14 protein-coding genes are annotated in these 25,203 nt (G+C 40.2%); 3 read left to right on the plus strand and 11 right to left on the minus strand.

The features are described 5' to 3' along the window. Nucleotide 1: 1 nt before the first annotated feature. The 6 genes from EWE74_RS15335 to EWE74_RS15360 all read right to left on the minus strand — a co-directional run bounded on the left by EWE74_RS15335 (nt 2) and on the right by EWE74_RS15360 (nt 9,816). Nucleotides 2-1,369, minus strand: coding sequence for a glycoside hydrolase family 71/99-like protein (locus EWE74_RS15335; protein ID WP_130142484.1), 1,368 nt, complete (start codon nt 1,367-1,369; stop codon nt 2-4). A 66-nt stretch (nt 1,370-1,435) separates the two neighbouring features. Continuing rightward, a complete protein-coding gene (locus tag EWE74_RS15340) occupies nt 1,436-2,137 on the minus strand; it encodes a DUF3823 domain-containing protein (protein WP_130142485.1) in 702 nt (233 codons plus the stop codon). 28 nt (nt 2,138-2,165) lie between these two features. Further along, on the minus strand, nt 2,166-4,217 hold the full coding sequence (locus EWE74_RS15345) for a RagB/SusD family nutrient uptake outer membrane protein (protein WP_130142486.1): 2,052 nt from the start codon (nt 4,215-4,217) through the stop codon (nt 2,166-2,168). 20 nt (nt 4,218-4,237) lie between these two features. Next, complete coding sequence (locus tag EWE74_RS15350) at nt 4,238-7,351, minus strand: SusC/RagA family TonB-linked outer membrane protein (protein ID WP_130142487.1); 3,114 nt, start codon at nt 7,349-7,351, stop codon at nt 4,238-4,240. Nucleotides 7,352-7,540: 189 nt separating this feature from the next. Next, nucleotides 7,541-8,824, minus strand: coding sequence for a glycoside hydrolase family 71/99-like protein (locus tag EWE74_RS15355; RefSeq protein ID WP_130142488.1), 1,284 nt, complete (start codon nt 8,822-8,824; stop codon nt 7,541-7,543). A gap of 149 nt (nt 8,825-8,973) precedes the next feature. After that, entirely contained in the window at nt 8,974-9,816 is an 843-nt protein-coding gene (locus EWE74_RS15360) for a sugar phosphate isomerase/epimerase family protein (RefSeq protein ID WP_130142489.1), read from the minus strand. Between the two features lie 257 nt (nt 9,817-10,073). Between EWE74_RS15360 and EWE74_RS15365 the strand changes: the two genes are divergently transcribed. Together EWE74_RS15365 and EWE74_RS15370 are read left to right on the plus strand one after the other, a co-directional pair. Continuing rightward, nucleotides 10,074-11,429 (plus strand): sialate O-acetylesterase, encoded by a 1,356-nt coding sequence (locus EWE74_RS15365; protein ID WP_130142490.1) that lies wholly within the window; start codon nt 10,074-10,076, stop codon nt 11,427-11,429. 37 nt (nt 11,430-11,466) lie between these two features. Beyond that, nucleotides 11,467-12,684, plus strand: a complete 1,218-nt coding sequence (locus EWE74_RS15370; RefSeq protein ID WP_130142491.1) for a hypothetical protein — start codon at nt 11,467-11,469, stop codon at nt 12,682-12,684. Nucleotides 12,685-12,741: 57 nt separating this feature from the next. On the opposite strand, the gene EWE74_RS15375 is transcribed toward EWE74_RS15370, so the two are convergent. Then, a complete protein-coding gene (locus EWE74_RS15375; protein ID WP_130142492.1) occupies nt 12,742-15,300 on the minus strand; it encodes a galactose oxidase in 2,559 nt (852 codons plus the stop codon). Between the two features lie 244 nt (nt 15,301-15,544). Between EWE74_RS15375 and EWE74_RS15380 the strand changes: the two genes are divergently transcribed. After that, the gene (locus EWE74_RS15380; RefSeq protein ID WP_130142493.1) at nt 15,545-16,681 is read left to right on the plus strand and encodes a tetratricopeptide repeat protein; all 1,137 of its coding nucleotides are present in this window, start codon (nt 15,545-15,547) and stop codon (nt 16,679-16,681) included. Here the strand turns inward: EWE74_RS15380 and EWE74_RS15385 are convergent. The 4 genes from EWE74_RS15385 to EWE74_RS15400 are packed head-to-tail and all read right to left on the minus strand — an operon-like array spanning nt 16,611 to nt 25,185. Next, nucleotides 16,611-18,611 carry a sialate O-acetylesterase gene (locus tag EWE74_RS15385; protein WP_130142494.1) on the minus strand — a complete coding sequence of 667 codons (2,001 nt, stop codon included), beginning with the start codon at nt 18,609-18,611 and terminating at the stop codon, nt 16,611-16,613. The two genes, EWE74_RS15380 and EWE74_RS15385, sit on opposite strands and share 71 nt — an antisense overlap. 3 nt (nt 18,612-18,614) lie before the next feature. Next, nucleotides 18,615-20,807, minus strand: a complete 2,193-nt coding sequence (locus EWE74_RS15390; protein ID WP_130142495.1) for an alpha-galactosidase — start codon at nt 20,805-20,807, stop codon at nt 18,615-18,617. Between the two features lie 29 nt (nt 20,808-20,836). Further along, nucleotides 20,837-22,858: an alpha-amylase family protein gene (locus tag EWE74_RS15395; RefSeq protein WP_130142496.1), complete on the minus strand. Its 2,022-nt coding sequence runs from the start codon at nt 22,856-22,858 to the stop codon at nt 20,837-20,839. Next, the gene (locus EWE74_RS15400; protein ID WP_130142497.1) at nt 22,855-25,185 is read right to left on the minus strand and encodes a glycoside hydrolase family 95 protein; all 2,331 of its coding nucleotides are present in this window, start codon (nt 25,183-25,185) and stop codon (nt 22,855-22,857) included. Before EWE74_RS15400 ends, EWE74_RS15395 begins: the two co-directional genes overlap by 4 nt. Nucleotides 25,186-25,203 lie beyond the last annotated feature (18 nt).

A 25,203-nucleotide genomic window follows, 5' to 3' on the forward strand; every position in this document is an offset into this window, starting at 1 on the left:
ATTACTTAACAGTTCTAACAGGTCTGGTTGCCGTATATGTTCCCTCGCCTTTTATCCATTTTGTAGCTTCTCCAGCTAACCATAAATAATGATCGCTACCTAACTCCGGATCAATCCCAACAAATGTTCCGTCGCCATTTAAAGGAAGTTTGTCACTTGTTGCACATTTAAAGATAGCGGTACCTTCATCTATTTCATCGAACATGGCTATATAAAGTGATTTCGCGCCCGCTGCTTTGGCTCCTGCCACCTGCATCCAAAAAAAGTCCCCCTTCAATCTGGGATTTCTATCGTAAACTCTATCATTCTCGTTTTCGGAAGATTGATATAAATTTGCCCAACTAAAACCCGGGAATACAAGTGGAGCATAATCTACGTTATTTTGGTCGCACCAAGTTATATCTGGCTTTAGCACAGGCGTCGAAACTGTATTGTAGGTTCCGCTATTATACCTATTCACAGCCCATGGCATAATAATATCTGCTTCTTCTTTGATTAAAGTATGAAAATGAACATTATTCTCTGCATCCCCCTTCAATTCACGCCAGTTATAAGGTACACCGAGTAGCAACGAATATTTTTTTGTTCCTTCTCCTTGCAGTCGGTTAATAAGCTCTTTTATATTCGCTGTAGAATATCGTCTATCCCGAAATCCTATTCCCCATAAAGCCAATAGCGGCTGCCCGTTATGCCTTAAATAACTGGGGTTTTTAACATTGTTAAAGAGATCATGTTTTTCCTGTAGACTTTCCCAATCCTCCACAACCATTTGTAAGTCTGCCTCTATGCCTGTTTTATCGCTCAATCCACTAAGATCGTACATTAAGCTCACCGCTCTTCCATATTTGTTGGCTGCTTTAAGCACATTTTCAAATACCTTGTCTACTTGATTTTTTGCGCCTGGATTTCGCAGCTGAGAAATGAATCTTTGGAGATAAACACCATCTATCCCATATTCCTGCATCCATTTAAAATGAAGATCTACCGTTTCGTAATCATATGAACTCGGCAGCTGTGCTATAGAACCATCTTCAAATTTAAAAGGGCTATCGTATAACTTACTGTGTTCTGAAACATCCGGCCAGAAATCGACACCTACACAACCCGGTCCAAACGTACAACCAGGCCTGTTATAATGCGTCCACCCTCTATTTGCACCATCCTCTGGCGTATTAAACCAACCTTGGTAACCAGCCATGGCTAAACCTGTATAGCTTGTATAAGTTAACCCTGTTTCATCATAGACGACCTTCTCTCTCTTTTCTTCGTTTATTGGATCTCCATCTCCGTTATCTACAGGCCCATCGCTCCCTTTTGAACACGATACGACAGAAAGAACAAAGCAAAGTCCTAATATTCCTATTCTCATAATATGAATTATATAAAGCAGTGCATTGTAAAAACGCAATGCACTGCTGTCATTAAAAAATTAAATTTATTCGGGTATCTGAATGGTTTTAACAGATGAGTAGTTATACTTTTTAAAACTATCATCGACCCTTACACCAACTCTGACATAGTACGTTGTAGCATATTTCATTGGGTTTTGGGATGTAATTGACAAAGACGTCCCTTCAGCTGCGTTTCCTACAAGAGTAGGCTGCCCGTTTAATATCGAATTATTATTTCCTACATATTTCGTTGTCGAAATAAATAACTGATAATCTAAGACATTTGGTTTAGCAGCACCAGCACTTGGTTCATTTCGCTTAAATTTAAAATTAGCGACCACCTTTTTATCTGCGGTTACTTGCGGATCACCCTCCCATTCCACTTCCAGATAAGGAATAACGGTAAAATTATGCGTCGTATTACCGATCACCTCCACAGTGTCTCCCAGCACCGGAAACCAAGGTCCCTCGATCGGCGTGATGTAGTATTTGGAAGCAAACACTTTGGTATTGATATAAGTCCCATCCATCTTAAAATTAAAGAAAATAGGAACGGGAGTTTCCGTAAACCCAAAGTCGTCCAACCTGATTCTCGCACTGCTACTTCCCTGCTCGAGTTCCAGTCTTTTTCCGTTAGGGTCGACTATTTCTCCTTGCAAGGAGGCATCAGGTCCATCGAAATTATCTATTTCACAAGAGTGAAGTGTCAGAAAAAGAATCATCAGCTTAAAAAATATCCTTTTCATATTGTCTGTATTTTAGAAGTCAAAAAAATTAATAGTTATTATTTTGTTTGATAATGCCATCTGTTGCAGCAATCTCGTTATTGGGAATTCCCTGATAGTATCTTGTTGGAGGAACAGTAAACCGAGCTGATCTTTCTTCATATCTACAGTCAAAAATGTACTTACCTTTCACATAATCAATCGATTCAACAATTGCTCCTCTTGCGAAAAGAAATGGGTTACATTTTCTCCAGATACGATTATTAATTTCTTGATCCGCTGTACGCCATCTCACCAAATCCCACCATAGTTTATTTTCAAAGGCTAATTCTTTTCTGCGTTCTACCCGGATAATTTGTAATCCTCTAGTTGGTGCTAATACATACGATCCAACACCGGTGTCCTTTGCTAAAGGAGCAATAGAAGACAACTCTCCGGAAGACGTTAATAACGTCGCACCGGCTCTTTCCCGGATGAGATTAATACATAGATAAGCATCTTGCTGAAGATTTACGCCTTCCAATGTAGCTACGCCATTCTGTGATAATTCTAAAGCAGCCTCGGCTCTGTTGAGTAAAATTTCTGCATATCGAATATCGATCCAGGTCTGGTCTGAAAGATGTAAATTTGTCTGTGCCCTGGTAATATTAGGCTGCATCCATTTACGTCCATGAAAGCCCGTAATGGTTCCGGTATTTGCATTGGTTGGACCGTCAATACCAATCGGGTTAATTCTTGTCCCATTAGCTAATGTAACTTGCTCTTGATTATTAACATTTCCAAATGATTTGATGTTTGCTTGGTAAAACGAGCTAGTGTTATACGAAGCCGTTGCTTCTTCAACTACCATTTTTTGAATTGGAGTCGCCGGATCGACACTTTCGATGATTGTCCCTCTTCTTATATCCGTTCTAAACCCTTTAAATTCCTGTCCAGGTAAAAGGGCTGTTCCTCGCAAACGAGGTTCCGCATTTTCCCATAGTTGATCCACCGTATTGTAAACGACATAGGTGCCATTCGGATGAAGGGTGTTTAACTGCCCTTTTTCATTTTTAGGCAAACCATCAAACAGCTCGACATAATCCAGGGTAATATTATATCGATCTCCGTAATCGGAGGTCATGTGCGGTGGTGAATAAACAGCATCAAAACTATGTACCGCATAGGGGTATTGGTAAGCTTTGAAGAATATAGTCTCCGGACTTTCTGCATCCAAAAATAAATCAGCATAATTATCTGCAGTCGCCACCTTATCTGTCGCTGACCACTTTTTTTTGTAGAGGGAATATACTCCCTCAATTGCCTTTGCGGCCTTAAAACTCTGCGAAAAATAATCGTTTGCCCTGCTATCCGGTATACCTGTTAACATCACTCCGTCAACAGCATATCGCTGTAGTGCGCCGTATCTAGCGATAGATCCGGCATGTAAGGCAACCCTGGATATAAAAGCAGCGATCACATTTTTATTAACGCGGCCTTTTTGTTCGCTTATTACCGGCATATCGGCATACGCCTCATCCAGATCTTGTAATATAAAATCGTATGTATCTTCCTCACTATTCCGAGGTAGTTTTAAATGATCGTTGTTATCTGTCTCCAAGTCAGCCCACAATATTTGGTCGGCAATGGGAACACCACCATATCTTCTCGCTAGAGCAAAATAGGTATATGCCCGGATAAACTTTGCTTCTGACACCCATTTGGTTACGTTATCTATCCCAATCGACTCAACATGTTCCGGTAAATTCTCGATAATATAATTTGCATTTCTAATCAATTGATAGCCAGAACGCCAATATTGCCTTTGTCCAGGATCGGCAAAATTTCCTTGGTTACGATTAGCTATTGTTCCAGTGTTTAATTCGGGGGTAACAATGCCGTTCCATGTATTAAATCCTTCCGCTGCGCCACCGTCACTTAAACCGTACTTAAAATCCTCGATGGGCAATCTACTGTATAAGGCTGCCATATAGGCTCTCATGCCTGCATCTGTAAACACATCCTTGTCTTGAATAATATTTAGGGGTGCGATGTCTATTTTATTACAGGCACTACCTAGGGATAATGCGGCTATAAACAATGCTATTATTTGCTTTTTCATATGTGTAAGTCTTTAATTAATTAGAATGAAATACTTGCTCCAAAATTTACGGTTCTGGTGATCGGATACATAGCACCATAAAGTTCAGACGGGTGCTCCGGATCCAAAAATTTCACTTTGGTAATGGTAAACAGATTATATGCACTCGTGTACAGTCTCACATTCCGTGTTCCTATACGTTCGCATATTTTTAATGGTAATGTATATCCAAGCTCTGCACTTTTCAATCTTAGATATGTTCCATTCTGTATATTCCTTTCCGAATTGGCGTCAACCCCTCTACCTGTGTAGGCATAATAGCCAGCATTCCATTCTGTACTAGGGTTGAAGGGATCAGCTAAAGGATCTAACGGGTGCCATCTGTTCATAAACATATTCAATGCATTTCCGTCCCATCCTAATGGCTGCGATAATTGTTCCGGGTAAGAAACGTAAGACATTGCACCTCCTTGAAACAATAAATTCATATCAAATCCTTTATAGTCTGCCCCTAACGTAAAACCATACGTTATTAACGGGAAGTTATGTCTAGTCCCATCGCCTCTATTTGTACCCGTGGCAATTGGATGTCTGTCAAGATCATCAATCACGCCGTCATTGTTCCAATCCTCATAAACATAATCCCCCGGTAAGGCCGCCCGTCCGACGAAATAAGGTGCGTTGGCAATCTCCTCGTAGGAAGTAAATTGTCCGCCATCTCCCCAACCCCACCAAATGTCATTATACCTATTAACCGGATTGTTCCTCCATTGGGCATACCTACTACCGTCCATATTTCTTTCCTGAAAAATAACTTTTGTTCTGGTGTAATTTACATTTGCAGAAATGTGAATACCTAAATCATGGAATAATATATTTCTGTGGGACAATGCCAGTTCAGCCCCGCTTGTTTGATCCTTATTCAAGTTTTGCTGTGGCAGGGAAGCACCAAACGTCGCGGGTAAGGTTACCAATCTAGTAGCTAATAAACCTTGCCTGTTTCTTTTGAACATATCGAAATTGATGCCCAATTTTCCATTCCAGAGATCGGCATCAATCCCTATATTAGATGTCTGTACGGTATACCATGTCAGGTTAACGTTAGGCAAAACGGTAGGCCATAAAGAAGATACAAATACATCGTCAAATACAGCTCCCGAAGGCAATTGTGTCGGGTTTCCGACAAACGGGTAAGTATATCCATTTATATCCTGATTACTATTGGCTGCATCGTCACCCATTTCTCCATAAGATCCTCTTAGCTTGATATTGTTAATGAAAGACAACGATGCATTGTTTTTGATAAACGGCTCCTCCGAAATGCGCCAAGCCAGTAAAACAGACGGGAAAATACCCCATTTCTTATTTTCTGTAAATTTAGAAGACCCATCTCTCCTTATGGTCCCTTCAACAATATACTTGCCGTCAAAATCATAGTTAATCCTACCCGCAAATGCCTTGTTTGTATTTCTATAAACACCACTTGCATTAGATGTTCCCTGCTGATTTAAGGCATTTCCGGCAAACAGATAATCTAGTGGAAGAGCAAGCTCTCTTGACGCATTAAAATTGTCTCCATCATATGTCGTTTCTTCATATAATGCCAACGCCCCTATATTATGCCTCTCTGCAATGGTTTTATTGTACGTTAACGACAGGTTGAGTAAAGTCTGTGGATTACTGCCGTAATTACGCGTGATTTGTTGCGGTGTATTATTACCCGTCACCAGGTAAGTATAGGTACTTTCATCAAAAAGGTAAGTATTATACTCTTTTCTGTAATTCGTATTGTCCGTCAACCTTCTATCGTAACTAAATGTTCCCTTTGCTTTTAAGCCTTCTATATGCGGAATATCGTATTCTAAACTAAATTGGCTTTGGATCCAGTTATTTTTATTCTTATTATATCCCGAAATGGACTCTTCTGTAAGCGCTCCTACATGTCTAAATAATGGCTTAAATAAATAATCGGGATCATTATTTGCATAATAAGGTTCTGTAGGCTGCGCTCTCCATAGCGCACTAAAAACTTCCCATGTTGGTGTCTGTTGTCGTTTGGACTCATCCAGAACACCATTAATATTTAAAGAAGCGCGAAGTCTTTGCGATATTTTTGCACTAATGTTAGACCGCACATTGTATCTATCATATTTGGTAACATTACTTCGCCAAAGCCCTGACTGATTGGTATACCCAAGATTTACAAAATAAGTAATATCATCGTCCTTCGTGCTCCCAGCTGTACTGATATTATGCTCCTGTTGCGGACTCCACCGTCGTAAAATAATATCATGCCAATCGGTACTTACTCTTGTTCCATTTCTATAAGCCTCAAATTCAGATTCATCGTAAGTAATTACCGGAGATTCCACGTTGTTCATACTTTTCTCATTCATGAGGGTCATTCTGTCGATAGCACCTACTGGTTTTGGAAAACCGATTGGCGTTTGGTAGCCCCAATATCCCGAATATTCAATTTTTGGTTTACCCTTTCCTTGTTTTGTTGTAATTAAAATGACACCATTCGCCGCTCTAACACCGTAAATCGCTGCCGATGCGTCTTTTAGCACCGAAATACTTTCTATCTCATTTGGATTTAATCGCGTTATATTATCTCTGGGAACACCGTCAATAACAATTAACGGATTACCAAAGCCTCTTATATCAAATTGATTATTAAATTCTCCCGGTTCGGATGTTCTTTGAACGACACGTACACCGGGCAATTTTCCGGTCATCATATTCTGAACATTCTGCGTTTTTGTGGTTCTCAGTTCATCACCTGAAATAGCGGCAACAGAACCTGCTACGGTTTCTCTCTTTTGGGTTCCATATCCCACGACTACGACCTCATCAAGCCCCGTATTTGAAGAGACCAAAACAACATCAATAACTGTTCGTAACCCTATTTTAATTTCTTGCGGTATGAAACCTAAATATGAAAACTCTAAAATTGAATTGGAGTCTTTGGCTTGTATGGTATAATTTCCGTCAACATTCGTTTGTGCTGCCAGTCCGCTCCCTTTGAGTCTAATTGAAATTCCAGGAAGCGGCTCCCCCATCTCATCGGTAACTTTGCCTTTCACCGTTACATTTTGAGCACATAAGCATATTGACATAAAACACGCCAATATGGAAAATAATAATTTCTTCATGCTTTGTTTTTATTACTTGGTTTATTAATTAATTAATTTAAGTTGCTCATTATGCCAGATGCTATCTGGACATCATGGTTACCCACATTACAGCTCTAAATAACTATTAGAGGCTTAAAAAAAGATTAAAAATTGATTAATACCATCATTAAATGATATTTTTTATCTGATGATGGCTTATTCTCTGCTCTATCTTTTTGGCATTACTGTGGTTAAAGGTTTTTCTCCTCGAAGCACTTTCCCTGCTTCTCCTGTTAGCCACAGATAATGATCAGAAGGAACCCCATCCATGTCGATAAATTTAGCATTGTCGTCTACGGGAGGTGTATTGGTAGTTTTAAATATAGCGGTAGCTTCATTCACTTCATCAAACATAGCAACGTACAACATTTTAGCGCCTGCTAACAGTGAAGTTGAAATTTGCTGCCAGAAAAAGCGACCGCCTTGTCTGGGTATAGATCCGGAAGGCTTTACATCATCAGGAAATTCATATTTACTTAAATTATGCCAGCTAAATCCCGGCGTAATTGATGGCACATATTGAAGGTTATTTTCATTACACCATTTGATATCATCTATAATTAAATCCCGAAAACGGTCCATATCATTATGTAATAGAGGCGTAAAACGCTGAATAGTCCATGGCAAAACAATATCTGCTTGTTTAATTAGCGCATGCAGATACGGATCGTTAATACAGTCCGCGTTCAATTCTCGCCAAAAAGTGGGTACACCTAGCATTACTGCACAGCCACCATAAACAGGATCGTATTTTAAAAAGTCCATTAATCTTTGTAACCCTATATTTCTAATGTTATAAGGTCTATCCGGAAACCCCACTCCCCAAATGGCAACAATAGGTTTTCCATTATGATGTAAATAGGTTTTATTTCCAGATTCCTGATTGGTCACTTTTAATTCGTCTACCAAATATTTCCAATCTTCAATAATCATAGAACAATCTTCTCCCGAAGCTTTTAGTCCAGATAAATCGTACATAATTGCTATAGCCCTATTTTCCGAAGATGCTGCCTGAAAAGCATTTCTTAGTACAATGCTGGAATTAGCTCTGCTTCTTTCATCTCGTGTATATCCCACAAATCTCTGCATAAAGACACCATCTATTCCATAGTCTTTCATCCATTTAAAATGTAAATCAGTGGTACTTTTATCGTAAGAACTGAATAGATGAGCGGTCGTTCCATCTGCATTTTTGAACGGTGTTGGATACGTTTTCTCATATTCAGTCATATCAGGCCACATATCAATGCCTACTTTTTCTTTACCTGAAAAATAATGGCTAAATCCCGCATTGCTGCCGTCGCCTTCCGCCCTAAACCAACCTTGATAACCAGACATTACCAAACCCTCGTACGCGGGATAGTTTGTTTGTTCTGCATGTTTGGTTTGGGCCACACTCTGCAAAAATAATGATGCGCAAAGGCATAAACATAAAATAGTAACTTTGTTCATTTCTTAAAAATTATAACTCGATTTCTTGGTCATTTCATAGACTGACGGCTTTTTATCCATCGTTTTTATCTACGTACAATTTTATTGGTGTATCGCAGACTTGCTTCCCGAGACAATCAAGGATGGTTTATATAAAATAGGAGGGAGAATCAAGTATCTGAAACTCCTCTAAAATATCCTGCTGACTCTGCCAAACCCGCCAAAGGATCTTTCATATCCTTTTCATGCTCTAAACTACATTTACCATTGTAGTTTACTTTCCGCAGCGCTTTGATAAATAATGGAATATTTATTACACCCCGGCCGAGCTCTGTCGTTGATCCTTCCGCTGTCGCTGAGGTCACATTTTTAAGATGAATATCAAAAATACGTCTATGGTAATTCTGAACGTCTTTGATGACATCTTGTCCATCTCTGGCGTCATGCCCCATATCAAAACAAATTCCTACATTTTGGTGTAGGTCTTTAATGAGATTATAAATAATGGTCGCATTGGGGTAAAGTTTATCTTCCGGTCCGTGGTTGTGAATAGCATATTTAATTCCGGTAGCTTTAACCTTATCTGATAAATATGCTAAATCCTCGGGGCTTGGCACACCGATGATCAAATTCACACCCACTCTACTTGCATAATCGAAGGCATCATCAATCTCCTTTTCCGATTTTGTATAAATCGGTCCGACAGCATAACCGATAACTTCCGAATGTTTCAGCTTTTCATGAAAATTAGCAATTTCATTCTCAGTGCTGTTATAAGGCAAATGAAAATCCTTAATACATAAATATTTTATATCCAAACGCCTCATCATGGCTAACGATTCGTCAAGTTTAAAATTAACGAAACTAAAGCCTGCGACTCCTAAATGAAATGGATCTTCTTTTATTTTCTTTGTAGGTGGAGCTGCTTGAGCGGTAGACTGGATTGTGCTTCCTAACACGATTCCCGATAGGCCTAATAATCCCTTTTGAAGAAACCCTCTTCTTGTATTCATATAACTTAGTTTTTGATTGCTTTCCTTTAAAATCTCGTTCTAATATACATATGGGCTTTTAATAAAAAATTAATATTTACTTAACACACGGGCCCGCGAAAAATCTCTTCCTAAAAACTAGCGTGATTAATTATTTATTTATCTTTTATTAATGTTGCAAACTATAATTGCCCTAAAATCCTAAATAGGTATAATCAATATAGGACCAGATCCATCAAAAGAAGTAATAACAAAACGTTTAGGCCAACAACAATTTTATGAAAAGTAAAAACTTATTCCTTTTCGCTTTCGCGATGCTTTTTTTCATGACCATAGCATGTAAAAAGGCGAACCCAGAATTGAAAAAAGACAATGAAGAACACGTAGACCCAGATGACGACGGGAACAACCTTCCTCCAGAAGAAGAAAATCCAGATAATAGAATAACGCTCTCTTTTGATAAACTAGAAAATAACGAAGGATGGCAGTCTCCGGGCAATGAGCTCATCATAGATCAGACTGATAAAACAGAGGGAAACAGCTCGTTAAAATCTGAAGGATCATCTACCGGAAGGTTTATCAGCACATTTTCGCCATTTAATGTAACTATACATCCCGATGAAGCATACCTGTGTTTTTCACTATACGTTTCTGATTTATCCAAGCTAACAGGCGCCGGACAATTTGAAATTTCAAGTTCTGGAAAAGCGGATTTAAACGAAACTGCCTGGGGCCTTAATCATTTAGGGCTTAAAAATGGATGGAACGATGTTATATTAAAACTAAGTGCCGGCTCGAATACAGGTGGCACGACCGATTTCACCGCTATCAATTTTATTAGGTTCTATGCCAATTCAAAAGATGGGGAGTCTGTTATCTTTAAAATTGACAACATTCGTTTCACTAATTTTTATGATAACGGACATGTTGCCGATCCTAACTTCCATATCTATATCTTAGCTGGCCAGTCTAATATGGCTGGCTATGGTTATTTAACGGATATCCATCCAATATTGAATATAAAATATGCTGACGTCTCCGACGACCGGATTTTGGTCTTAAACGCGGAAAATGAATGGAAAACTGCCATACATCCATTACATCCGGGAGAAAACGAAAACGCCGGCGTTGGGCCGGGTTTAGATTTCGCCATTAAAATGTTGGAAGATGCCGACCCGAAGATAAAAATTGGACTTATTCCTACGGCTAAAGGTGATAGTAATGTTGGTCATTGGATACCTGGAGGCAGTCTTTATGGCCCTTCGATAGGAAAGTCACTTTTTGCACAAACTGATGGCGTAATTAAGGGTGTACTTTATTTACAAGGGGAAGCTGATGCCTTTGCTAATACCACTGTAGGGTGGGGAGATAAGGTTAAGCTGATCATCCAAGGATACAGGAAGGAATTACAGGATCCGAACTTAAAATTTCTAATTGGCGAAATAGGCAGAGATTTTAATGGTAAGGAGAGTTTTACATTAATCAATAACCAAATTCCAGAACTTATACAATCCGTTCCAAATACGTATAAGATTTCTTCGGAAGGACTCACTGACCGAGGAGATGCTTTACATTTCGACAGTAAATCCGCCACACAATTAGGTATTAGATATGCCGAACAATTAAAAAAATAAATTCAATTACTATCTAAAAATCATTAACATGAAAAAAATGAAGCTTTTAAATTTATCGCTTTTATCCATCTTCATCTGTCTTGCTGTGGCTTGTAAAAAAGATGTAGCTCCCCCGTTAATTCATGGTGAGCCTATTACCGGAACTCCTCCAACTCCAGATCCGGACGATACAGACCCTGATCCGGATTCCACGGACCCTATTATTACTAAAATCTTTGATAATGCCGATTTAACAGATGATTGGGGACAGACAGGAACGAATTCGCTGAATACAGAAGATAAGAAAGAAGGAGTTGCATCCGTGAAATTCACCATAACCTCAGGACTTGATCTACGAATGCAGAAAAAATTAACAAGGCCGATCATTACACAATTAACCAAAGAAACCGCACAATTAAATTTCTGGTTGTGGATAGAAGATGCCAGTAAATTAGATCTGCGTACCGGACAAATAGAAATCACCAGTTCGGGAGGGCCTGATGTTAACGAATTTAATTGGCCTACCGCTTCTTTGTCCCTAAAAGACGGATGGAATGAAGTAAAATTAGCGGTAAGTCAAGCCTCCGCTTCCGGAGACGGCGGAGCTGATCTAGATGCCATCAATTTCTTTAGAATGTACTTTAAGCTCACAGAAGCAACCACAACTCCGTTCTCTGTGGCTATAGACGATGTAAAATTTGTTGTTGCTGAAGTGACAACGGATCCTGTCGACCACCTGTTGCTTGATGCCTGTGACGATATTACTGGCTGGAACAGAGGTATGGCGGCTGAACTTCTACTTAATACGGTTGATAAAAAAGTTGGTACGGGATCATTGAGCTTTATATTTAAGAATAAACCTGATGGCACACCCACAAGTACAGTTGAAGGGGGAAGTGGTGCTTTAGAGTTTAAAAAAGCATTTGTTACGCCCTCAAATCCGGAAATAGACTTTGAAGACGGCAAATTCACCTTCTGGTTATGGATTGCTGATGTAAGCGAAATAGACTGGGCTGCAAAAAATTCGCAGATCGAACTAAGTAGTTCTGGCGGACCTGATAAAGATGAAATACATTGGTTCCCATCCCAAATTGAAAATCCGCAGAACGGTTGGAATAAAGTAGAATTGAAATTATCAGAAGGCGAAGCACAGGGTGGAACAATCGATTTAGCAAACATTAATTTTTTCAGAATATACCTGAGAGCTACGGGTCTAGTATCTGCAGAAAATCCGCTCACGGTGGGTATAGATCACTTACGATTTGAAAAAGAGTAACCATTAAATGAATAAAGCCGCAATGTATAGCTCCGAAGCTATATATTGCGGCTTTCTTTATTCCAGAATTTCATTAAAGTTTTTATAAAAATCTTCGTCATATATAGCCTTGTATTCTTTACTGAAATTATCAAAAGTAGTTTTCGCTAAAGAATGCTTGCCTAGATAAACCAACGCTTTGCATTTAAGTACCATTGCTTCTTCATTTACCGGATCAAAATAAAAAATATAATTAGCCAGACTAATAATAAATTCCGGGTCTTCGCTAATTTGTAGCGTTGACATATAATGTAAATAGGTATCTATAACGTCGTTCGAAATTTCAGATTTAAATTGATCCAGCCACTCGTATTCCAAACTGGATAAAAAGCTACCTCGTTGGACAATCTCCGTTAAACGATTGACCTCCATCTTGGAAATTTTCTTCCCTCTATTTACAATATCTAAATAATCTTTATAATCTACATAGGCCGGAGCGTCCACATTAATTTTCCAGTAACCCGTTTCTTTGGAAATCTGAAAACCATCTAATTTATCTAAAATACCCTTCAATTTTGCAATATTCACCGAACGGTTATTCCTAGCACTTTCTGTTGTTTTGTCGAACCATAAAATTTCTGTTAATTTTTGGGAACTTATTCCTCTTTCCCATCTTATGGTATATAAAAGTGTTATTAACAAAAGCTCCTTAATCAATGGACTGAAAAGTTTGGTAATATCATTTCCTTCCTTGTCATAGATCTGAAAACCTCCAAAAAGAAATATCGTATTTGTTTTTGGAATATCTGCCGATGGTGCTTCATGCATTACCAGATTCGGCGTTTTTTCGAGAGGTAAAAGAGTAACCACTTCTTTAAAGTCATGAGGTGTTTCTTCTCGGTGAATCACCTCTTTCTTGATCACTCTGGCCTTTCTCCATCTCAAAAAAAGAAAAAATAAGATAGCCGACCCTGCAAATAACAATACATATAGCCAGATGCTACGAGAGAGAAGTCTCTTATCGATTTCCATTTCTAAAGGTGGACTTCTCAACACATAAACACTTATATCCGTGTTGTTATTTACTTCATTATGAAACATCGTTACCGCGATAAATTGCTTGCTTTTCGGACTATAATATAAATCAGCGAACGAATGAATATCATGAAAAGTATACGGCAACTCATTCCCGAGTAATTTATAATACGCCGAGTCAAGAGAACCTTGTATTAACTGCAAATGCGAGTTGTATCGATGATTTGGAAAGGTGAGTGCATAATACGTACGGCTCTTAGCGTCAATAACCATCGAGTTTGCAAATGCAAAATTTTCCTCTCTAGGATTCAACTCAAAAATCTTTCTAAAAGCTTTGTTTTTAATATCAAAATAGATTAGATCATATAAATTTCTTGGATTCAGTATTTGCTCTCCTGTCGTACTTCCATACCCTCCTAATATGTAAACACCATCCTCCAGTTGTCCCAATGCGGCCAAATATCTTGGTACAAACCCCTCTTCCAGATTTACTGTTGTCCATTCCTTTGAAGGTACGTGGTATTTATAAACATTACTTTTATACTTGAATTGTCCATACCCCCCAATCATATAGAGCGAAGAGTCTAATGAAGAATAGAATTTATTATAATGCCAAAAGTGCGTGATGACATCCGGAAATACATATTCGCCGGTCCAGTTGTTTGTTAACGAATCATAGGTAGAAACCAGTTTTTGATCTATATATAAATTGAGTAACCTGCCTGAAGCAAATAAAGACTGATTTCCGGCTAATAAATGATAAGTATGAGGATATGCTTTAGGTTTAAGCATTTTGTTGATGATATTGTACACAAATAAAGAATCCTCTCCGATTAGAAACATATTATTTTTAGCGCTATCGAATGCCAAACTGGCTGCACCTTTGATAGAAAAATGGCTAATTAATTCCCAATCCCGATGTTGCTTTTTAATCCAGATAGGGTTAAAAACGGCAGCCGCTAACCCATTATTTTCATCAATCGTTATGTCTTCTTCTATTCCATCAAGAGGCCAGAAATAAGCCGTATTATTATCCTCTTTCAGCTTAATGTTTTTAAGCTTCATGGGTGGAACATCAGTGACTTTGAAATCTTTATAGTTATTTGTACCGAAAAGTATTTTGTAACAGCTTTTTTTGAGCTTTACTTTATCTTTTAATAAGTTGCCGTTAACAAATACTTGCAATTCGTTTTGTTCAACATCAAATTTCAATTTAATAGCATGCCAATCTCTAAATAACTCATGGAGGCTTATACTAAATTTTATCTTTGAAGGTTTATCGCCTATAGTAATTTTAAAGTTTTCTTTTTCAGAGAGCCTATAATCATAAATTAAGTCTATATTTTGTTTTTCATCGCTTATTATTCTAAAGATATAACCAAAATAATCTGAATGACCAGCATAAAAAGAAAGGTCAAAAGATAGTTCAAAGTTACGATCTAAACAGATTGTTTTATTCGCACTTAAATCTAACCCCGTCCGTTTATCCTGGACAATTTCGTGGCTGGCAAAACCTAACCCAATTGGTTGAGAGCATACTTTTGTATTAATGCTTATGCTTAATGCTGCTAGTAGTACTATAAAAATTAATTTAAGTCTCATGGTTTGATTCAGCGTGATTTAGACTGGTAAAGCGCTCTTCACAAAAGGAAATATTGATTCCATTATTTAATTAAACAATAGGAGTACATCCTACATATCGGATATCTCCGTTCTATCATACAAAGATAACCAAACGGTCAACTTCCGCAACATTTTCGATTGTTGATATACTATTTTCTATATTCGTATCTTTGTGAATATGCGATTTAGACGCTACTTTTGATAAAACAGGAAAGGAACGCGTATGACACTCGATAAAAAGAGTCTTTTTTATATTACATCAGGGCTATTCGCTTTCGGACTGAGCGTACCCCATATCCAAGCACAGGAGGCCGACGTCGCGTTGGATCCCGCAGGCTATGTTAATAAGTATGATACTGATTTTGACGGGGTGGGTCCACGGGTATACGTACTTCCAGCTCCACGGACTCGTGAGGAATTACTGACGGATTCATACAACGAAAAAACAGCCTTTCAAGACAGTATCGATAGAGCACTTGACTTTCAAGAATTGATTGTGGATTTTAAAACCACGCGCGCTGAAATGAATGTGCAGCACTTGCTGTCGCCTATACCCAGCACTGCTTTGGCGTGGAATGAACTGGTAGAACGGGAAGTTGAGCGTGGCAATTATAACGCAGCCTACGGTTTACTGCATACTTATGCATCGTTATCTTTAAAAGAAGGAACTATCGCTCAAACCCTAGGCTTGCTGCAAAGTGCCCTTCAACATGCACAGAAAACATCAAACACATCCGATGTGGCTGTTATTCAATATAATCTGGCCAACACTTATTTGTACGATAGGAATATTCAACAGGCAGGTTATTTTCAAGAAGCTTACTATAAAACAGCTGTGCAGCAGAAGAGTATTGTCGATCAGGCTAATTCTCTTCTGAAAATAGCACTTATCCAAGCACACGACAAAGATTACCGTTCTGCAGAAAACAATATCATCCGTAAGGCTATCCCATTGCTAAACCGTGCGAAAGCCTACGAACAAAAAATCATCGCTTGGCAAACCTTAGCCCGGATTTACCAATTACAAAATAAACATACAGAAGCCCAGTGGTTTCTGATTCAGGCACGCGATCTGGCAAATAGCAAAAACTTCAACGGAGAGCTTGCGGAAATCGAATATATGCTGGCGTCCTCCAAATTTGTCCAAAAGAATTATAATGTTGCAAAAAAGGAATTTCTGCAAGCAGACGAACTGGCTAAATCAGCAGATAATAAACTGCTCCAGCTGGCTATTGCAGACAAGCTGGGGCAGATATATATGACACAACGTGATTTCAATAATGCCGAAGTCATTTTGCATAACTATCAGGATTTGCGGACCGAGCTTTTTGGGTACTATCTTTCCAATTATCCGTTTTAAATGGCGAGGCAGGCAAACCTGCATCGTTATACAGAGACAAATCGGGATTATTTGTCCAGCCGTATCGAACCGCAACGGGTTTGCTAACCTGCGATGCTTTTACGATAACTTTATCACCATGCAGTAGAGCCTCAGCATTGTAAAACACCTGATCTTCGCCAGCGATGGTAAAGCCCGTTAATCGGGGCTCTTCATTTCGGTTGATTAAGCGCTTGCCTACCGGATCGAATGTAAGATGAATCTCTCCATTTTTTTCCACAGCAGACCGAAGGATAGGCCCTGAAAACACAACCGCTTTTTTATACGTCTTCTTCAACGCGATAAGAGCCAGACGTTTACCTACTTCCTGTTTGTTTTTAGGATGTATATCGTCTGCGTCGCCGATATCAGCGATAACGGCCATACCCGTATTGGGCAGTTGTAGTGCACCCTTTTGCGCATCTCGCAGTTCGGCCCATGCTGAAGCTATCGGCTGAGGTTCTTTATGCATAAAATTCGCCAATTGTACATAGTAGAAAGGGAAATCTCCTTGATTCCAGTGCGTACGCCAATCCCGAATCAAATCTGGAAATAGCTTACGGTATTGATGGGCTCGATCCGCGTTGCTCTCTCCCTGATACCATATTGCACCACGTATTTTAAAGGGCGTAAATGGATGTATCATGGCATTGTATAGCACTGTAGGACGATTTGGACCCTCATTGGAGGTAGGCATCTCGGGTAATTTCGCCAAGTCTACACCGATTTTATATTTCCAATCGGATGCCAGGGAAAGATATTCGCCATTCGGCCCCACTACATTGAACTGTGCCGCCTCGCCATACATTCCACCACCACCGCCGCTATCGAAGACTCTGACGGCTATGGTTACATCGGTAGACTGCACCAATGAAGCGGGTATTTCATATACTCTATTTTGGTTATAACCTTGTGTGGTACCCACCTGTTTCCCATTCCAATAGGTAACATCCTCGTCATCGATCATTCCCAGTTGAAGATAAAGTTTTTCTCCTATCCAGTGTTTTGGTAGTTGTATTTCTTTTCGGAAATATACTACACCATCAAAATTTGGTAAAATGTCTGTGTCCCAGAGCGTGGGTAATTGCATGACAGACCAGTTGCTATCTGCTGTTTTGTGGGAGAGCCAACCAAATTCCCCATCTTGCTGTCCTTCATCATGTTGAGCCATAATTTGGTTCCAGACGTGTAATTCGTGCTCGTATTCCGCTTGCGCATCGGCACTCGTTACCCGTTGTATGGCCGATTGGAAATCTGGAATTTTGTTCAGCGTTTCTGTACTTGTCCATGCCTCGGCTACCGTACCTCCCCAAGAGGTATGTATTAATCCTATCGGTATACCGGTCTTTTCATACAATTCGCGCGCAAAAAAGTAGGCAGTAGCAGAAAATTCAGCAATCGTTTGAGGTGTAACTGCAACCCAACCGCCATATTGGACCTCTGCATCCTGCACGGGCCGGTTACGGGTAGTATGTTGTACCTGTAGAAAGCGGATGTCTGGAAAATTTGCTGCTGCAATCTCTTCCTTAAAGTTGTTGATATTTCCCCAGCCCGCTAAGGGCATCTCCATGTTGGATTGACCTGAACAAACCCATACCTCACCAATCAAAATGTTTTTCAAAACCAATTGTTGTCCGTCATCGATCTGTATATCATAGGGACCGCCAAAAGAAGGAGTGGAGACGTATGCAGACCAATGTCCATCGTCCTGCACAGGCACTACGTATTTCTTCTTGCTCCACGAAGGGCTTACGGTGACCTCCTCCTGATTGGAAGACGTGCCCCATATTTTGACCTTACTTTTTTGTTGTAAGACCATATTGTCACTAAATACGGTCGGCAATTTCACCTCTGCTTCCACAAAGAGAATAACCAACAAAAGCGAAGCGATGCTTATAATCTTTTTCGTCATTTTTTAGTCGATAGCTTTAATTTCCAATATTACGCTCGTACGATCTTTGTGTAAATCCGGATTAATACCGATCTTCATTAAGAATTCCCCCGAATATACCTGTTTATTATTTATGGATGAAGATGTTCCAGGATACAGATTGATTTCCGTTATTTTATATTTTTTATTCGCATCTAATCCCTTCAAAAGCACGGGGAAATGACTGCCCTGATCGTATCGGTTATTTACGAGATAGTTAAAAATAACGCCTGCAGACCGATTGGTATCTATATACTGAATAGCCGCAAAATTTCCTTCCCTTGGATCTGCCAAACGATATTGATCACCATGCCATATAATGTCCTTCATATTATTATATATTTGGACGGCATCCTGACAGAACTTAAGATCTTTTTCATTCAGTTCACTGACCACAATATCAAAACCTAGCTTCCCCATCATAGCTACATCTGTTCTGAATTTGATTGGCTGCTTCCCCCAATCTGTTACATGGTTTGACGTGCTGATAGCCGGATAGAAATACGAATATTCGTATTGCATAAAGATTCGTTCCATCGGATCGGTATTGTCCGACGGCCAAAATTCTGTGAAATATTGTAAAGCAGCATAGTCTACACGACCACCACCACCGGAGCAGAGCATCATCGGAACTTTCGGATACTTGGCGCGGATACGCTCCAATACATGATAGAGACCCCGCATATATTCGATATAGAAATGCTCCTGATTTTTCAAGTGCGCAGAATATGCGTTATAAATAATGGCATTGCAATCCCATTTGATGTAGGCCAATTCCGGATTTTCGGTAAACAGTTCATCAAGAACACCAAATACAAAGTTTTGAACGGCAGGGTTGGACAGATCTAATACCAATTGGTTTCTAAAATAATGCTCTGCCCGTGCGGATTGTTTAATGACCCAGTCCGGATGTTGCTCATAGAGTTCTGATTTTGGACTGACCATCTCGGGTTCTACCCAGATACCAAATTTTACATCTTGCCGACCGGCTTCTTTTACCAAAGAAGTGATTCCGTTTGGTAGCTTTTTCTTATTTACTTGCCAGTCACCAAGCCCCGTGTCGTCATTATTCCGAGGATATTTATTGGCAAACCAACCATCATCTAGCAGGAAAAGATCGACACCTAACTTCTTGGTATCTTTAAGCAATTCCTTCAGCTTGTTTTCATTGAAATCAAAATAAGTTGCCTCCCAGTTATTAAGCAACGTTAGTCGGTCGCCCTGGCCATCCAATAGTTTATATTTTCTCGCCCAGTTATGCAAATTGCGTGATGCCTTTCCTTTACCGGTAGTGGAAAGCGTATAGATGAATTTTGGTGTAGTGAATTTCTCTTGGGGTTTTAGCGTATAATTGGAAGCATAGTTATTTATGCCCCCGATGATGCGTAGGTTATTTAGATAATCGAGCTCCATATCGACTTTGAAATTACCGCTATACCCCAATGTGCCAAACAATACCGTTCCCTCATCTTCTGGTGCGGGCTTATCCAGAGAGACCATAAAAGAGGAGGGTTGAAACAAGTTCGCACGTGTTCCCAATTTACTGTCTATCGTCTTAATTCCATGTGTAATTTTGGAATCTTCCGGTTGCATTTCTTTAGCCCAGTCGCCATGATATTGGCGCAGCCAGTAACTGTTCGATTTCAGGGTCAAGTTTGCGGAAGCAAACTTTTCGAGGAGCACGGCACCCTTTTCGTTGTGTTCGATCACGGACCACTGCTCTATGACATCCTCTGCAAAATAAGATTTATAAAACAAACGGACAGTAAAGTCATACACAGGATCCTTTAATTCCACTTCTAACAGCGAAACATTATCTGCTAGCTGATCTAGTTTATGCGTTACATATCGGAGGTCCAATGATTTATTTCCATCGGCATGGACGACGCTAATAGCTGGTTCCAGGATGTTTTTCGATCCCGAAGGTGTGTAGGCAGCATTGGATAAACCCGTATAATCTTCCGATTGCTTGTAAGAAGCGGGCACCAATACATATTCCCTTTCATCGGATAGTTTCTTTCCATAGTAGATAACGGTAAGATTATTGGCGCTATCCTTATGTAGCACCAAAGCGTTGGATTGTGTTTCGATAGGGATACTCTGTGCCTGAGTACATATAGGCAGGAAGCTAGCAATAAAAAGGAATACGGAACTTACGGTAAAAAATTTCTGTAGCATGGATTGCATGTTGTTGTTAATAGTTAGAATTAGTTTTTCTGTACTTTAAATAGTTTTGCATGTTTAGCGTCTAAACGAATAGGTTTTTCGGGCGACAAATAATGTATACTGTTGTCCGTTAGATTAATCATTTTGTATCTTGCGTTTTTATCAAAGCCTAGTTTTTCGTTTGATAAGGTCAAATGCAATTCCTGTTCGTCGTAATTAAATAATGCGATATAGGCATCTGTCTCCGTATGTTTTACAAAAACACGGGAAGCATATTGGTCAGTTTCCACCGGTACAAACGATTTTCCGTCGGCGATTACGGGCCAAATATCTTGATTTTCAAAAAGCTGTTGTGTCGTTTTATGCCATATGCCGGGTTGGGAAAAGTCATCGCCTAAAACGACACTTCCTGTAATCACAGCAGATAGGAATCGAGCCGTATTTTCCGATTCGCTTGCGTTTTTAAAGACGATATGATCAGCATCCATATAATCATAGAGGTGGGTTTGCCACCAACCAAACGTCAATGCATTGAGTGTATAACGGGTGTCCTTAATGGAACTGAAAGCATCGCAAGCGATGCGGCGCATATGTACATAAGGTGCTGTAGCGATGTTTGGCGAAATAGCAGCATAAATTAACATTTGGTCATCCAACTGTTCTACCAGATATTCCATTCCCCGATGGTAGGCTTGCATACCGGTCTTTACAGTAGGGTCAGCAAATTTTGTAGATTCAATCGCCGCATGCCCTAAAAAGTCAATTTTAATCATGTCAAAACCGCATTCTTTGAGTTTGCCAATGACAAGGGCTAAACGTTGCTGTGTTCCGGGGTGGGTAGGGTCCAGCGCTCGGGTTCCATCCAGATCATGATAACCATTTTTTACCTTTGTCCATATATCGCCATAAGTATAGCTGGTTCCCTCCACACGACGATTTGCACCCCCGCCAAAACCCCAATCTACAAATGGTGCCCAATAGGCTCCAGGTTTTAGCCCTTTGGATTTCACGTAGTCAGCAAATTTCTTTAACTGGGAATAATCACCTTCTAATCCCCCTTTCAACATATTATCCCAATAAGAATCCAGATCGATATAAATAGATTGTCCCGATGCCAACTGCTGGACGTCGTGCGCAAAAAAATCAGTTACTTTCAGAAGTCTGTCGTAATTGATGTCTTGCTGCATAGCACCCCAGCTGTTCCATGCTACCGGCGTATGCTCTTTCCATTCATGCACGACACGGCGTTGGAGTGCTTGGATGTGTGCAGCATACGTATCCATACCTGTGCGCCAATCTGAGAACTGGCCTACCATCACCTTTGCAGAATGAATGCTATTCCCTTCCAGCGAGCCGTGCGGCATATCGTCCCGATTAATATCTTTGGCGGTAAAGCCAACGAGCGCCTGTACCGTTATCGATTGATCCTGATTTTTGACGGTACGGACTCCAGTTTTCCAAATTTGCTGATCAATAGATCCAATGATATGTCCCAAACGGTTTTGTTCATGGTACAAAACGCCTACTTCGGCACTATATAACTCATCTGTATCTTTTAAAGATTTACGATCATAACTGATGAATGTATCGTTGTCGAACGGCGCAAAAAGAGATTGTAATTGGTCTGTATGATCGGTGACAAGGGTTCCCTCGATAGGAACGAAGCCATTCGTGATCAACTTACGCGTTTTATCATAGATTTCCACTTCCACGACGATATAGTCTTTGCCGGCATAGGCGTAAAATATCTGCTTGAAATCCGGAAGACCCCGCTGGCTAGACGTGATGGTGTGTTTCGCTCCCACCCCATACCCATCTTCAAAAGAGCCTTTCGTATATTCCCGTTGTGTATATTGCTTGGTGTTTAAGAAGGCCTCCCCATTTTTCGCTGTTGAAAATCCTCTTTTTAGCCATACCCCCTCGCGGGAAAGTATGTCAAAGGTTCCGGTGTTCATATCGTAAAGAACCTTTCCTCCATTACCGAAGGGAATGTCGATTGCATCGGCGGTTTGTAAACCAGCTAAAACGACTAGGAAGATAAACCATACGTTTTTTTTCATCATATTTTCTGTGTTTTTATTTTCTTTAATTTACCATTCACCTTTACCTGCACGGTCTTGGTTTCGGGAGATCGAAGTTTATAGTGCACGACCTTTCCGTTCTTCCATTTCAGGTCGACCGTTACATTTCCCTTAGCTTTTAGACCCTGTACGTTTCCATAACTTTTCCATGCATCGGGTAATGCAGGCAGCAGATCAATAAAGCCGTCGTGGCTCTGTAGCAACATTTCACCAATCCCTGCTGTCGCACCAAAGTTTCCATCGATTTGAAAAGGAGGACCGGCAGCGAGCATGTTATAATATACCCCGCCTCCCGAACCATAATTAATGTCGGTACGTAATGTTGGTTTTAATATTTCTTTAAATAGTTTGAAGGCACGGTTTCCATCATGGAGGCGTGCCCAAAACAACTGCTTATAGGCAATTGCCCAACCCGGCCCATCGTCTCCACGTACCTCGAGTGTCTTTTTAGATGCCTCAGCCAGTTCCGGTGTTTTATACGGTGTAATCAATGCTGCCGGGTATAACCCATATAAATGCGAAATATGCCGATGTTCTGGATCTACCTCCTTATAGTCTTCAAGCCATTCTTGGATCCGACCATCTTTACTCACGACGCCCGGGGGTGGAACCATCGGTAATTTTTCTTCCAATACGCTTCTAAAATCATGATCAATCCCCAGCAGTTTGGATGCTGTGATGACATTGCTGAATAATTCACGGACAATCTGGTTATCAATCGTTGGCCCCATAGAGATACTAGCTTGATTGCCGTTCGGTAAATAAAATGAATTTTCCGGGGATACCGATGGCGAAGTGACCACCCATCCCGTTTTTGGATCCTTCACGAGAGCATCGTTGTAGAATAAAGCTGATCCTTTGAGTACCGGATAGATATCTTTTAGATAATCCATATCTTGAGTATATTCGTAATGTTCCCATAAGTTATTGCATAGCCAGCCTGAACCCGCATTAGACGCCCCCCAGTTGGCACTCTCTCCCGGCTCGGTAAAGCCCCATACGTTCGTGATCACATGCGCAATCCACCCTTGGGCATTATAATATGCTTTGGCTGTTTTTTTACCCGGCTCAACTAATCCCTTCACCAGATCGACCAACGGCAAATTCAACTCGGATAGATTCGCCACACCCAATGGCCAGTGATTCATCTGGACATTTACATCGAGATGATAGTCCCCATTCCAGGGTGTATTGATTTCCTTCGCCCAAAGCCCTTGTAAATTTGGCGGTAATAATCCAATGCGTGTACTGCTGATGCTCAAGTACCGTCCAAACTGAAAAAATAATGCAGGTAAGGATACATCATCTGCATAACCCTCATAATAATTATCCAATCGTTGACGGGTAGACCATTCCGTTTCTCTTCCTTGCCCTAAATCCAGCTTCACCCGTCCAAATAATTTGCTAAAGTTTTGCGTATGTTTTTTCTTTTGCAGCACATAGGGTTTCTGATAGGCCGCATCAAGTACTTCACGTACTTCTCGTTTGTAGTCACGTTGCCGGAAGTCGGTAGCAGCAGCGAGAAATAGTATAACCTCGGATGCATTTTGGATCACGAGCGAGGTGTCCGTGTTAGAGAGCACACCATCCTTTAATTGGACACGAACTCTTGCTTCATACTGCATCCCCTTTCCATCGATTCCATTATCCAGTTGTCCATACATAGACAATTCCTGATCGGTCGTTTTTACCGTAAACTTTTCAGGCCTGCGTAGGGCGATCTGTAGGTTTAACATCTGTGGTTGGTCAGCCGTTAAGCGAATCACATTCACGTCATCATCAAAACTGGAAAAATACTCTTTTTGATAATGAACGTCATTTACCGTATAAGTCGACGTTGCGATAGCTTCCTGCAAATCCAGCGTACGTTTGTAATTCTTGATTTCTATTGCGGTATTTTCGCCATAATACTGATCCAGATGAAGGCTTCCTAACGTTTGAAACTTACCCCATCGCGCGCCACCGGATCCCGGCCCTAAACATACAAAATTGGTATTCACCAGATTTTGCGCTTCATCGTTTTTTCCTTCCAGTATCAATTGTCGGATTTTTGGCAAACTTTTATGGGCATCGTAGTTGTTGGCATCCTGTACAGCGCCAGACCACAATGTGATATCGTTTAAGACAATCGTTTCATGCGTTGCATTTCCGTCTGGCGTCATGCCAAGGCGCCCGTTTCCAAGAGGTAGCGTTTCTTCCCAATTTTCGGCAGGTTCATGATACCACAATTTTAAATGCTGTTGAGCGTGAAGTGGTAAAACAAACAGGCATAATGCAGAAAACGAATAGAGGTTACGATTACAGTTCATAGGGGATATACTAAATAT

Source organism: Sphingobacterium corticibacterium, from assembly GCF_004208525.1.
Taxonomy (GTDB): Bacteria; Bacteroidota; Bacteroidia; order Sphingobacteriales; family Sphingobacteriaceae; genus Sphingobacterium; species Sphingobacterium corticibacterium.